Annotated in this window: 14 protein-coding genes; 5 read left to right on the top strand and 9 right to left on the bottom strand. The window is 45.1% G+C overall.

The window, feature by feature from the left end:
- Window positions 1-4 precede the first annotated feature (4 nt).
- The 5 genes from EDC16_RS06080 to gloA form a co-directional block, all read right to left on the bottom strand.
- Window positions 5-280 (bottom strand): hypothetical protein, encoded by a 276-nt coding sequence (locus tag EDC16_RS06080; RefSeq protein ID WP_132966463.1) that lies wholly within the window; start codon window positions 278-280, stop codon window positions 5-7.
- An 81-nt stretch (window positions 281-361) separates the two neighbouring features.
- Window positions 362-625: a hypothetical protein gene (locus EDC16_RS06075; RefSeq protein WP_132966461.1), complete on the bottom strand. Its 264-nt coding sequence runs from the start codon at window positions 623-625 to the stop codon at window positions 362-364.
- Window positions 626-1,102: 477 nt separating this feature from the next.
- Window positions 1,103-2,461 (bottom strand): Na+/H+ antiporter family protein, encoded by a 1,359-nt coding sequence (locus EDC16_RS06070; protein ID WP_132966459.1) that lies wholly within the window; start codon window positions 2,459-2,461, stop codon window positions 1,103-1,105.
- Between the two features lie 86 nt (window positions 2,462-2,547).
- On the bottom strand, window positions 2,548-3,168 hold the full coding sequence (gene rnt / locus EDC16_RS06065) for a ribonuclease T (protein ID WP_416069091.1): 621 nt from the start codon (window positions 3,166-3,168) through the stop codon (window positions 2,548-2,550).
- Window positions 3,169-3,313: 145 nt separating this feature from the next.
- Entirely contained in the window at window positions 3,314-3,721 is a 408-nt protein-coding gene (gloA, locus tag EDC16_RS06060) for a lactoylglutathione lyase (RefSeq protein WP_132966455.1), read from the bottom strand.
- Between the two features lie 94 nt (window positions 3,722-3,815).
- Between gloA and EDC16_RS06055 the strand changes: the two genes are divergently transcribed.
- From EDC16_RS06055 to EDC16_RS06045, 3 genes are read left to right on the top strand one after another with little or no spacing between them, the layout of a single operon-like run.
- Window positions 3,816-4,640, top strand: coding sequence for a hypothetical protein (locus EDC16_RS06055; RefSeq protein ID WP_132966453.1), 825 nt, complete (start codon window positions 3,816-3,818; stop codon window positions 4,638-4,640).
- A 25-nt stretch (window positions 4,641-4,665) separates the two neighbouring features.
- Entirely contained in the window at window positions 4,666-7,422 is a 2,757-nt protein-coding gene (locus tag EDC16_RS06050) for a YdbH family protein (protein ID WP_132966451.1), read from the top strand.
- Window positions 7,423-7,439: 17 nt separating this feature from the next.
- Window positions 7,440-7,619, top strand: a complete 180-nt coding sequence (locus EDC16_RS06045) for a YnbE family lipoprotein (protein ID WP_132966449.1) — start codon at window positions 7,440-7,442, stop codon at window positions 7,617-7,619.
- A gap of 38 nt (window positions 7,620-7,657) precedes the next feature.
- Here the strand turns inward: EDC16_RS06045 and EDC16_RS06040 are convergent, their stop codons facing one another.
- The 4 genes from EDC16_RS06040 to EDC16_RS06025 all read right to left on the bottom strand — a co-directional run bounded on the left by EDC16_RS06040 (window position 7,658) and on the right by EDC16_RS06025 (window position 10,958).
- Window positions 7,658-8,485, bottom strand: a complete 828-nt coding sequence (locus tag EDC16_RS06040; RefSeq protein WP_132966447.1) for an SDR family NAD(P)-dependent oxidoreductase — start codon at window positions 8,483-8,485, stop codon at window positions 7,658-7,660.
- A gap of 315 nt (window positions 8,486-8,800) precedes the next feature.
- Window positions 8,801-9,193 carry a SufE family protein gene (locus EDC16_RS06035; protein WP_132966445.1) on the bottom strand — a complete coding sequence of 131 codons (393 nt, stop codon included), beginning with the start codon at window positions 9,191-9,193 and terminating at the stop codon, window positions 8,801-8,803.
- A gap of 1 nt (window position 9,194) precedes the next feature.
- Entirely contained in the window at window positions 9,195-10,415 is a 1,221-nt protein-coding gene (locus tag EDC16_RS06030; protein WP_132966443.1) for a cysteine desulfurase, read from the bottom strand.
- 39 nt (window positions 10,416-10,454) lie between these two features.
- A complete protein-coding gene (locus EDC16_RS06025) occupies window positions 10,455-10,958 on the bottom strand; it encodes a thermonuclease family protein (RefSeq protein WP_132966441.1) in 504 nt (167 codons plus the stop codon).
- A 114-nt stretch (window positions 10,959-11,072) separates the two neighbouring features.
- Here EDC16_RS06025 and EDC16_RS06020 point away from each other — a divergent pair, with 114 nt between their 5' ends.
- Window positions 11,073-11,486 carry a CidA/LrgA family protein gene (locus EDC16_RS06020; protein ID WP_132966438.1) on the top strand — a complete coding sequence of 138 codons (414 nt, stop codon included), beginning with the start codon at window positions 11,073-11,075 and terminating at the stop codon, window positions 11,484-11,486.
- Between the two features lie 47 nt (window positions 11,487-11,533).
- Window positions 11,534-12,223: a CidB/LrgB family autolysis modulator gene (locus EDC16_RS06015; protein ID WP_416069088.1), complete on the top strand. Its 690-nt coding sequence runs from the start codon at window positions 11,534-11,536 to the stop codon at window positions 12,221-12,223.
- Window positions 12,224-12,474 lie beyond the last annotated feature (251 nt).

The raw sequence follows: 12,474 nt of genomic DNA, 5'->3' as shown, positions 1-12,474 counted from the left end.
CATACTATTTCCATCTTTGAGCTTTATGTTCTGGTGTACCAGCTTCTAATTTTGTTTTCTTCGGTTTTATCGGAGCATCACCACCTTCTGCATAAGCACTACCATCACTTCCTTTCTTAGTATTACTTTCCGGTGCATGACTTCTTGGTTTTGTAGTATTCCCATCTTCACCATCAGCTTTTTTGTTACTATTATTCTCTGCCTTTGGCTTATTGTTTGGTTCAGCAATATGATTATTATTGTTCCCTTTACCTTTTTTACCACCCGGTGTTAATAGCATTACGGCAGCTACCCAATCCTGCGTTTTTTCAATATCTTATTTTATTAACAATACATCTGGAACATTACCTTTTATTTCATTTTATTCTGAAAGATTAAAATTGTACTTATCGTCTTCTCTGGGGTCATTATATGTTTTGAATGAATCAACTTTTTCAAGTGTAAATAAATATCCATAATTACTTTGCGGGTATTCCGCTTCTTCCTTTCTTTCATAACCAGTTACGGATAATTTATATTTACCAGAATTAACCTCAAACAGAAATCCTGCATTAATAATTTCTCCGTCTAATGTGTTGTATGAAATAACATTTTGACTTAAAAATTCATTTTTATCAAACTCCAATAATCGTCCAATATCTATAACCCAAAAATTATTATCTGAAACATCTAAATTAAAATCAGAATAAGCGAATTTTTGTTACCAATTATCACTAAATGATTCATTTTTATTACCAATTTTTATTTCATATTCAATAGAATCAATAGGGAGTATTGGAATCCATATGCCTTTTTCTAACTTAATACATTTTTAGTTTTAACTTTTTTTAAAGCAAGGAAATCTGACAATTTTTCAAGAGAAAAAAATGCTAATCCATAACTTGCTGTATCTATTAATCTATTGTTCATATTACTTCTTTATTTACACGGTATTTTATTTTTATTATAAAGGTCTTTTAATATATCTAACGTGTAAATACCCCTAACCTAACACAACTCCAAAGTAGAGGTTTTATATTCGACTGGGCTCATGTCATTCAGTGATTGATGATGAAGGCTGTTTTAGTGTTAAAACAGCCTTCGTTTTTTGGGAGCGTTGTTATCACAGCACCATTGCAGCAATCCAGCCGAAAATAACCAAGGGAATATTAAAGTGGATAAAGGTTGGCACGACTGAATCCCAGATGTGGTCATGTTTGCCGTCAATATTCAAACCGGATGTCGGCCCCAACGTTGAGTCGGAAGCCGGGGAGCCGGCGTCACCTAAGGCGGCGGATACGGCAACCAGCGAGACAGTCGCCATTTCAGAGAAACCTAAACTGATGCAAATCGGCACATAAATAGCAGCAATAATCGGCACGGTGGAGAAAGAAGAACCTATTCCCATGGTGATAAACAAGCCGATCAATAACATAATCAATGCTGCCCAGCCTTTATTGTCACTGCCGATGGTTTCGCTGAAGGTTTGCACCAACGCCGCAACGCCGTGAGTTTCTTGAATCACATTGGCGAAACCGGAAGCGGCGATCATCACGAAGCCAATCATCGCCATCAATTTCAAGCCTTGCTGGAACAGATCATTGCTCTCTTTTAATTTGAAAATGCCCCCTAAGGCGAAAATAATTAAGCCAACCAAACCGCCGACAATAATCGAATCGGTATAGAGCTGCAAACCGAAAGTGAGCACAATGGCTAAAAGACTCACTGCCACATGAAAGTTACTGATGCGGCTGACACGACGTTCTATATCGTCTGCAGTTGGTTCAGGCGTTGCAACCAGATATTCGCGTGGTTTGCGATAGGTGTAGAACACCGCAACCAGCAAGCCTAGAATCATACCCAACACCGGAATCAGCATCGAAGCAGAAACTTGAGCAGCCGTGGTGTGCAAGCCTAACGCTGCGCCGGCTTCATTAATTTTGGTAACTAGAATATTATCAATAAAAATCTTACCGAAACCGACCGGCAAAATCATATAGGTTGCAGTTAAACCGAACGTCAACACACAGGCGACGGCACGGCGATCCAGTTTCAGACGGTTCATGATGTCCAACAACGGCGGCACCACAATAGGGATAAATGCAATGTGTACCGGCAGGATGTTTTGTGAGGCGACAGCAAACAGGGTCAACAGCAGTAGCACTAAATATTTAAACCAAAACAACGCCTTTTCACTAGGTTGTTTACCCAGTTTTTTGATCACCTGCACCGCAAGCAGATCAGTCAAACCGGAACGGGAAATTGCCACGGCAAAAGCACCCAAAATAGCATAGTTCATTGCGACCGAAGCACCACCGCCTAAACCGTTGGTGAAGGTGGCTACGGTAGTTTGAATGTCCATGCTGCCAAGCAAACCGGCAGCCAGTGCGGAAATAATCAGGGCGATGACCACATTAATCCGCATCAGGCTCAGTGCCAATAACAGAATAATCGACAACACCACATTGTTGGTGAGTAACATAACGGTTGGTTCCTTAATTAAAAAATATAAATAACACAGTAAAACAAAATCAAATTCTAAAGCAAACTGAAATCAATTTCTGCAATTTATTGGTTTTCGAGATTAAATAAGCGAAATCCATCCAGTTGTTTTAAACGATTCACCATAAAACAGAATAATTCTGCGGTTTTTTCAGTGTCATATAAAGCAGAATGGGCTTGTTTGGCGTCAAACGCAATATTCGCTGCTTGGCAGGCTTTGATTAATACGTTATTACCGAACATAAAAGCGCTGAGGGTAGCGGTATCAAAGGTGCCGAACGGATGGAATGGGTTACGTTTCAACTGGCAACGCTCAGCCGCTGCCATCAGAAAGCCGTGATCGAAGGCGGCATTGTGCGCCACAATAATTGAGCGTTTGCAGTCAGCGGCTTTTTGGGTGCGGCGCACCATCTTAAAGATTTCACTCAAGGCATGTTCTTCACTGACTGCGCCGCGCAACGGGCTTTCAATATCAATGCCGTTAAATTTGAGTGAGTCTGGGTTGATGTTTGCCCCTTGAAACGGCTCAACATGAAAATGGCATTTCTCATCCGGCTGCAACAGTCCCTTGTGATCCATTTTTAAGGTCACGGCTGCAATTTCCAGTAGAGCATCGGTTTTAGGGTTAAATCCGGCGGTTTCGATATCGATAATCACCGGAAAATATTGCCGAAAACGATTTTTCAATAGATTAAAGTCGGTTTCAGTAGCAGTTTGTTTAGTGGTAGATTGGGGAGTGGCTTGGGCTGTTGTGCTCACAAAAGAAATCCTGTATCGGGAATATCAAACCGGTGTGAATTCACACCGGCAAAGAAAGAATAAATTAAGAGAATTAATTGCCTAAACCGGCTTTGGCACTTTTATTTTCAATGAATTCAACTTTGTAACCGTCCGGATCTTCGACAAAGGCAATCACCGTGGTGCCGCCTTTGACCGGACCGGGTTCACGGGTCACCTTCCCGCCGGCAGACCGCACTTTTTCGCAGGTGGCATAAATATCGTCGGTGCCGATAGCAATATGACCATAGGCCGTGCCTAATTCGTATTCAGTGACACCCCAATTATAGGTCAGCTCCAACACCGCACTTTTGTCTTCATCATCGTAACCCAAAAATGCCAACGTATAGCGATATTCAGTATTTTCGCTTTTACGCAGCACTCGCATGCCCAATGCTTCGGTGTAAAATTTGATTGAGCGATCCAAATCGCCGACACGTAGCATAGTATGTAAAATTCGCATAATTCACTCCTGAATGGTTAACAGAATAAGCAATATGGCATTATAATGCCGTATTATCAATAATTTCGATTTATTCTATCATGTTGGGTATTTTATGTCAGATCAAACCGACAACAAATCACGGATTGTGTTTTTAGCGCTGCTGCCGGTGATGGTGTTGCTCGCCAGCGAGACCGCACTTTTTTATCTGCAACAGCATTTGTTGAGCTTTGTTGCGATATTTTCCTTTGCCGTGCTCAGTTGCCAATTGATTATCCAAGTGGTTTTTACGCAAGGAGAAATTTGCAACGGGCAGCGTTTTCGCTTGGTTAAGGTCAATTTGTGGTTGGCACTTTATTGGGCTGGCTTATTGCTGCTTGGTACGATGGCAGCAAAACGCTATATTCCATTGGCGCTGTTGATCGGTGCTGCACTACTGCTTTTGATCACGGTATGGCAGCAACCAAAAGAGGATATTCGCTTGCAGCGCGGAATTCTGTTGTTTGGTACGGTTTGCGGTATATTGGGCATGTTTTGTTATGTGGCGATTTTGCTGAATTTACCGTTGCAAGATGGGTTAATTTACAGTCCGTTCAGCCAACTGCTGCTGGGGTTGATTGTGGCGAACTGGCAACTGCGCTTATCACGCAACCGTTTGCAAGGCTTTCTGGCGTTATTGCCGCGCTTGATGCTGTTAACGTTGTTACTCAACGCAATTTACAGTGTTGGTATTTTATTGGCGTTGCATGTTAATTTGCTGCTGCCGACCATCAGCAGCAGTGCCTTTGCCGGGTATTTTGCCTTGCATTTAGTGCTGGGCATCCTATTGTTCTGGCTGATTTTAAAACAAAAAATGCTGGATTTGCGTTGGCTATCGCTCTTGCTGTTGCTGACCCTGTGTTTGCCGTTGCTGCTGATGTCGGCCTATTTACCGCGCTAAAATTAACTGTGAGTGAACATTGGTTATGTGGAAAAAGTGTCTGATTGCCTGCTGCGCCTTACTACTGTTGCTGGCGGCAACGGTTGCTTGGTTGTTGTTTGGCAACGGCATTCAAAAAACGGCAAACTATTTTCTTGCCCCGGATTTTCAAATTCAACTGAATCAACCCCTGAGAATTGATCGGCAAGCGGTCACCTTGCCGGAGATTCAACTGACCAGTTTAAAACACGGCTGTCAACTGACAGAAACCACGCCAATTCGGTTTATTTGGCAACAGCGTAGACTGTTCTCTGAGCAAGTGCGGTTGGACTATAGCTGTTTGCAACAGATGGTCGCACAAAAAGCGACAACAACCGAGCGGCCGCCTTTCACCCTCACACGCCTGTTTGCCTTATTGCCACTGGGCGAAGTGGAAATTGCCGATGTTGAGTGGCAAAATAGCCAAGCCGAGCACAATCCACAGCTGCAACGGTTGCTTGCAGCCAGCACTCGACTTAAGGCGGTGCGACAAGATGATCAACTGCGTCTGCAATTGAGCGCAAGCGAATATCAAGACGGGCAAGCTTATACATTGGCAAATGTGGATGGCATTTTAGTTGATAAAACATTAACCGCACTGTTGGTTTATCAGCCTGATGAACAACAACACCATCAAGTGACATTAACTGCTGATTTGGCAGACAGCGTCGAGCAGCTACCACTCAGCGCTGATCTGGATTATCACTGGCGTTCGCCGGACGTGATTATTCCGCAGGGCGGCATAACGTTAAACTGGAAGCAGCAGCAAGCACAGTTGCAGCTGTATGAAGTGGTTGATCAGGAGCAACATCAACTGCTGGCGCTGCCGTTCGATATTAAAAACGGACGACTGCACATCAGTAAAGCCCGTTTCAATTGGGCAAAACAGCTGCCGCAACCGCTCAATGGCTTCCTTGATTTAGAGCTACAGCCAACGGCTCAAAACCGCGCTTTTTGGAACAGTTTCCCGCTGAATATCAATTTTCGGTTGTCGCTGCTGACCAGCGGTGACAAAGGCAAAGGGCAGGTTGTGATTCAAGGATTAGACGGCAAAATTGATCGACAATCGTTGGATATTCCGCTGCAAGTCAATGGCGAAGTGAAATCCTTCGACAGTATCTTTTATACCAATCTGCCGATGCGGCTTGAAGGGGAGTTATACCGACCGTTGTTGCGTTTTTTAAGCGGCTCGTTGTTGCGTATGACCGGCAATACTGAATACATCGATATCGAAGAGCTGCGTTTGCCTCTGGCAGGCGTGGTGGTCGGGCAGTATGGAATCAAAGGGCGGTTGCAAGCGATTTTGAAGGGCAAAACCCGACAATTTGAACAAATTGATTTGCGCCTTGACGGGCGAGCGAATGAATTTATTGCCGGCATTCATTCTATTTTTAATATTCGCTCGGCACAGGAAGTGATCCAGCTGTCGGAAACCTCTGCAACGAATCGTTGGAACTGGAATTTTTGGGGCAACGCCAAAATACCTAGTCTGAAAAGTGCGGTCAATCTGCGTGGTCGCGGCTTTTGGCAGGACAGCTTGCTGAACATTCAGCTGTTGGACGGCGATTTACAACGCTTCGCATTGCCGGGAGTGCAGGTTGGCGCCTTGCAATTGTCCTTGTCACAAAACCTGTTGTGGGATTATCAACAGCAGCAAATCAGCGGGGCGTTATCGGTGAAAACACCGTATATTCGCTTGGATTACGGCGGGCAAATTTTGCAGCCGGATATCAGCGTGACACTCGACGGAAAAGATTTCTCGGATCTGAATTTAAAAAGCGAGTTGAAAGCCGATCGTTTGGGGCCGATCCGCTTATTTTCCAGTTATCAAGACGGTATGTTACGTGGTAACATTTACTGGCCGCAACAATCCTCTGATGTGTTTCAACCTCTGTTTCCAAAGCGCTGGAACTGGCTGATTCAACGTGGCACGATTCGTGGGCAAACCGCATTTTCGATTACACCGGAGAGTGGTTTGGTTGCCGGGGGGCACATTGCGATTCAAAACGGCAGTATTTCGCTGCCCAACGGCGCGATCAGCGGTATCAGCTTTTCGTTGCCGTACCGCTATCAGGATCAACATTTCCAATTGGGCGTAAAACAGCCGGTTGAGGTCAAAATCGCGCAGTTGGATAACGGCGTGCGGTTAAATGATGTGTCACTACAATTACAGGGCTATTATCCCTATAGCCGTCAATATCCGCTGTCATTGACACAGCTGCATCTAAGACTGTTAGGCGGTGAACTGAATGTGGACAAATTCTCGTTGCCGCAGCATAATCCAGCCTATTTGCGCTTAAATGGCATTGAATTGGCTGAGATTTTGCAGTTAATGCAATATAATCAGTTAGAAATGCGTGGTAAAGTGAATGCCAAGTTGCCGTTTTGGATCGAAAATTCGGCCTGTATTATTTGCGATGGTGTGATTGAACAGGGCAATGATTGGCGCATTCATTTAAGCGATGAATTAATACGTAAAATCGAGCAGGGCGGCGGCATTACCGAACGGATTCTGACCAATTTGATGGAAACCATGGATGTTTACGATTCGAATATCAAGGTGAATCTATTGACAGACGGCACCGGTTTGATGAATGCGAAAATTAAAGCCAACAATGCGCTGCAAAATCCGATCTTCTTGAATTATAACCATAAAGAGAATGCATTTGATTTGTGGGATTCTATTAATTTTGGTTCAGAGCTACAGCAGCAGCTGGAATATCGACTTTACCAAAAACAGAATCAGGATAATCAAAACCAATGAAATTAAAGGGAATTATTATGTTAAACCCGAAGCAGTGCGTGGGGCTGCTGTTTGCTGTATTTTTTACCGTCGCTTGCGTGCCGAAAATTCAATTGGAAACCCCAAAAGAGGGGATTACCATTAATATGAATGTGGAAGTCGAGCATAAAATTCAAATTGAAACGGATGAGAATACTCGCAAAATTCTAGGCGAATAGTGTTCGGAATCATAGCGTCAAATACCAAGAGTATCGAATTATTGGTTGCCGCCTTTCCAATTCATCCAGTCAAATGTGCGGGTCGGCAACAGACGACGCAGCCACCAATACAGTTTGGTCGGGAAAGTGACGCGGTAACGTGGTTTGGGCGAATTGCTTTCAAGACAGCGCAAAACCGCTTGGGCACAGGCTTCAGCCGGCAGGGTAAACGGATTGGCATTGCCGCTGGCATTTAAACGCTGTAACTGTTGCTGATAGGCGTTGCGATGCACACTATTTTGCCAATCAATGTGTTGCTCAAATTTCGCCAACGCATTCGGGCGAAAGCGGCTGCGGATCGGACCGGGTTGTAACAGGCTGACAAAAATCCGGCTGCCGCGCAATTCAGTACGTAAGGTGTCGCATAAGCCCTCAAGGGCAAATTTACTACTGTTATAAGCACCACGCCATGGCATGGCGGCAAAGCCTAAAATACTGCTGTTGACGATAATCCGTCCGTGACCTTGTTGACGGAAAACCGCCATCGCATAGCGAATGCAGTCCCAAGTGCCGAACACATTGGTTTCAAACTGCTGTTGTAATGCGCTGTGGCTGATATCTTCTACCGCACCGGTTTGTCCGTATCCGGCATTACAGAAAATCGCATCTAAAGTGCGGTTTGCGCTGATCTGTTGTATAACCTGTTGGATTTGTTGTAAATCGGTGATGTCCAGTTGCACACATTCCAAGCCCTCTTGCTGCAAACGAGCCACATCTTCCGCCTTACGGCAACTGGTGATCACTTGCCAATCGTGCTGCTGAAGGTAAAGTGCGGTTGCATAGCCAATGCCGCTGGAGCAGCCGGTGATTAAAATGGTTTTTTTCATGTTTATAAGGGTTTGTTGCTATTTGTTTATAATTGGAGCTATAGACGCTTTTTCGCCCCTCTTTTCGCCAATAAATAAGGCAAAAGTCGTGAGGTTTAGTCATTCTGAACGAACGACTTTTAACGCCGCGGTAGTAGAGAAAAATAGTAGCGAAAAGTAGTGGCGAAAAAGTGTCATAGTCCTTTGGATTGAGTTTAAAATGAGCACACTCGTCGTTGCAACCCTCATCAATAGTCCCACTATTGATTTCGGCTTACGTCTAGATTGTGCTCATTTTAAACGACAACTCAAAATATAAACAAATAGCAACAGCCCCTAATCCAAGTGGTGTAACAACGATTCGATCTGTTTTAAACCGTTCAAACGGGTGCTGCTCAAGCGCTGTGCAATACCGCATTGTTGCAACAGAGCGCTGATGTCAAGCTGCCGAATTTGTTCTAATTTTAGCGGTTGCAGCGCACTCAACAGCAGATAAAGCAAGCCGTTCATAATGCGTGCTTCACTGTAGGCGGCAAAGTGATAACCATCGGCTTGCTTCACTGCCGCAAACCGCACTTCTGCTTCACAGCCTTGAATCAAGGGCATCTGCTCCCGTGCGCTGTGTTCAATTGTTGGCAATTTTTTACCGAGCTGAATCAACAGCCGATAGCGATCTTCCCAACTGGGCAAGCTACTAAATTGTTCGACGAGATCGGAGTAATTTTGCATATTATTCTCTTAAAAGTGTCAAAGTGCGGTCTAGCGCAGCGAAAAAAGCCTCTACATCAGCCGATGTATTATAAGGGGCAAAAGAAAGGCGTAAGGTGCTTTTTTGTCCTAACCGAGCTAAATACGGCTGGGCGCAATGTTCGCCAGCCCGCAGCGCAATGCCTTGCTCGCTCAGCAGGGTGCTTAAATCAGAAACGGCAATATCATCAAATACAAAGCAGACAATCGAACTGGGTTGTGGCGAGTTGAATAAGCGCACGTGATCATAGCGTTGCAACCGCACTTTAGTCTGTTCGGCAAGCGCCACCGCATAGGCTTCTGCCTGCTGAAGATCATATTGACCTAACCAATTCAGCACTGTGCCAAAACCAATCACTGCGGCGATATTCGGCGTGCCGGCTTCCAAGCGATAGGGCAGAGGATTAAAGCTAATCTGCTGTTTGCTGACCCGATCCACCATTTTGCCGCCATATAGCAACGGTGTCAGTTTTTCCAGCGACTCAGGCTTGCCGCTCAACACGCCCAAGCCGTTTGGGCCGTAAAGTTTGTGTGCCGAAAACACATAAAAATCGGCATCAAGCGCTTGAATATCCAATTTGAGATGGGCAACCGCCTGCGCACAATCCAGCAAAATCAACGCCTGTGGTGCATTTTGGCGTACAGTGTTGATCAGCTCGGCAATCGGTTGTTCGGTGCCGGTAACGTTGGAAACCATGTTGAAAGCGACAATCTTACTGCGTGGCGACAGTGCTTGGCGCAACACCGCACTTTCAATCTGCCATTGATCATTGATTGGCAAAATAATCAACCTTGCCGCACATTGTTGTGCCAGCATTGACCAGGTCACAAAATTGGCGTGATGATCGGCTTCGCTGATCACAATCTCATCGCCGGGCTCGAGCCAATGTGCCAACCCGTGTGCAACGCTATTGATCGCTTGCGTGGCACCGGAAGTCCAAATGACAGCCGCTGGTGACGGCGCATTGATCAACTCAGCGACCAGATTGCGTGCCTGTTCGTAAAGTGCGGTCTGCTCGGCATCGTACTGGCTGCGGTGCACCGACCCCGCACTTTGATAAAAATCAAGTGTGCTGTCAATCAGCACCTGTGGTTTTAATGCTGTTGCCGCCGAATCCAGATAAACTGAGGTTGCGGAGCTTTGCAGATAAGGGAAGGCTTGGCGGAATAGCGCCGGGTTGAAATCGGATTCTAATCTAAACATAACGCTGCCATCATTGAAAAAAGAGCTCACATTATAAACTCAAGGCTGTGCCTTGCGCCACAAATACGGTTCTTGCGGATTATTGTCCTGCCACAAGCCCAATCTTTGCCATTTTGCCCGTTGTTGCGCCTGTGGGTAGCGTGGATCTTTTTTATAAAAACGGTATGCCCAAGCCCAACCGTTTTCTATCATCAGTAAATTAATATCACGCTGTTGTGCGTCATATGCCCGTGCTAAACGTCGCGCAAATTTATCAATCCCCTCAATTTGCAGGTCTACGTTCTGTTGTAGAATCAATGCAGCCAGAAACTGTTTGGATTTTGCTGAATAAGGTTGTCCGTTTTCAGGAGCATCGATACCCAGCAACCGCACTTTGATGCGTTTATTATTACCGCTCAGGCAAGTAAAACTGTCGCCATCACTGATGTGAATCACCCGACATTGAATCTTAGAGCGAGAGTTGCCGTCATTGGGCTTGGCGTAAGCGACTGTCGTAAAAAGTAACAGAAATGAAAACAAAAAGAAAAAACGTGTTATCGACACTTTAAAACCTTATCTATTGCGCCCAAAAAAGGCAAAATTCGGTGACATTGATCACAATTTGAGAGAGAATTATTGCACATCATTCCGTTATCGCAAACGTTATCTCAAGTAAAAATGAAACAAAACATCATAAATCTGCTGCGTTCGCTAGCCATTTTATATGCCATTTTGTATCTGGGTATTTTCCTACAATATCTGATTCCAATCGGTGTGCCGGGCAGTATCTGGGGCTTATTGATTCTGTTTCTGTGTTTAACCTCGCAATTGATTAAAGTCGAGTGGATCGCCTTTGGTTCCAGCCTGCTGATTCGCTACATGGCGCTGCTGTTTGTGCCGGTCAGTGTCGGGATCATCAAATACGCTGATCTGTTGCTTGCCAATGCCAAGCAGTTGCTGATTCCGAATATCATCAGCACGATGTTGAGTCTGGTGGTGATCGGTTTGATGGCAGATTACCTGTTCGAACGGCACAGTATCCGCAAATTACGCCGTAAAATCGAAAGAAAACGGATTAAGCAGCGACGCTGAGATAAAGTAAGCCGTGATGAAGTAAGGCATAAGCAGGAGATATTTAAATGATGGCAGTTTACCTCTACTCTGTGTTAACGATTTTGGCGTTTATGGCAGCGATCTGGATCAGTAAACGCTGGAAGTCGATTGTGTTTAACTCGTTTGTATTGACCATTCTATTATTGATTGGGGTCTTACTGTTGGCAGATATTCCTTATGATCAATATATACAGGGCAATGCGCCGCTCAACAACTTATTGGGGCCGGCGATTGTGGCGTTGGCGCTGCCGCTTTATGAGCAGTTACGGCAAATCAGCAGCCGTTGGCGCAGCATTTTGCTGATCACGCTGACGGCATCAGTCTTGTCGATGTTAAGCGGCGCGTTGTTGGCGCTGTTATTAGGCGGTAATGCGGAGATAGTGGCGACAATTTTACCGAAATCGATCAGCACGCCAATTGCGATGGCGGTGGCAGAAACCATCGGTGGTGTGCCGTCGGTGGCTGCGGTCGGTGTGGTGTTGGCTGGATTGCAAGGCTCGATTTTGGGTTACTTATTACTGAAAAAAATCGGTTTAAAACACCCCGAAGCCATCGGTTTATCCATCGGCGCAGTTTCCCACGCACTAGGTACAGCCCGCACTTTAGAAATTGATAAACAAGCCGGAATTTACAGCTCAATTTCGTTAGTCTTATGTGGCATCATCAGCTCGGTTTTAGCGCCGTTGGTCTTTCGTTTAGTCTTGTTGGCGGCATAACCCGTATTTGGTCTTGGCTATTTCGCCTTGCGGCGACCAACTTTCTTGATTCACAAAAGCATGAAGGATTTTGTTCACCCTACGGGTCGTTGCTTAAAGGCAACGTTCAAAAAGTATCGCTTTTTAGATTATTCACAAAGATATTTGATTAGGCTTGGTAGCAACTGTGTTTCCTGTTTTTTTGGAAACACATTTTTAACCCACAGATACTGTGGATAAATGGCGTGTAGCGTCCCATTTCTCATTACGTT

The organism is Testudinibacter aquarius (assembly GCF_004342725.1).
Classification (GTDB): Bacteria; Pseudomonadota; Gammaproteobacteria; order Enterobacterales; family Pasteurellaceae; genus Chelonobacter; species Chelonobacter aquarius.
The sequence above is the reverse complement of the archived record's forward strand: the minus strand, read 5'-3'. Positions and strand labels throughout refer to the sequence as shown.

Coding starts and splice junctions, on each gene's coding strand:
- EDC16_RS06080 (WP_132966463.1), bottom strand. CDS start 280: ATGCTATTAACACCGGGTGGTAAAAAAGGTAAAGGGAACAATAATAAT.
- EDC16_RS06070 (WP_132966459.1), bottom strand. CDS start 2,461: ATGTTACTCACCAACAATGTGGTGTTGTCGATTATTCTGTTATTGGCA.
- gloA (WP_132966455.1), bottom strand. CDS start 3,721: ATGCGAATTTTACATACTATGCTACGTGTCGGCGATTTGGATCGCTCA.
- EDC16_RS06055 (WP_132966453.1), top strand. CDS start 3,816: ATGTCAGATCAAACCGACAACAAATCACGGATTGTGTTTTTAGCGCTG.
- EDC16_RS06050 (WP_132966451.1), top strand. CDS start 4,666: ATGTGGAAAAAGTGTCTGATTGCCTGCTGCGCCTTACTACTGTTGCTG.
- EDC16_RS06045 (WP_132966449.1), top strand. CDS start 7,440: ATGTTAAACCCGAAGCAGTGCGTGGGGCTGCTGTTTGCTGTATTTTTT.
- EDC16_RS06040 (WP_132966447.1), bottom strand. CDS start 8,485: ATGAAAAAAACCATTTTAATCACCGGCTGCTCCAGCGGCATTGGCTAT.
- EDC16_RS06035 (WP_132966445.1), bottom strand. CDS start 9,193: ATGCAAAATTACTCCGATCTCGTCGAACAATTTAGTAGCTTGCCCAGT.
- EDC16_RS06030 (WP_132966443.1), bottom strand. CDS start 10,415: ATGTTTAGATTAGAATCCGATTTCAACCCGGCGCTATTCCGCCAAGCC.
- EDC16_RS06020 (WP_132966438.1), top strand. CDS start 11,073: ATGAAACAAAACATCATAAATCTGCTGCGTTCGCTAGCCATTTTATAT.
- EDC16_RS06015 (WP_416069088.1), top strand. CDS start 11,534: ATGATGGCAGTTTACCTCTACTCTGTGTTAACGATTTTGGCGTTTATG.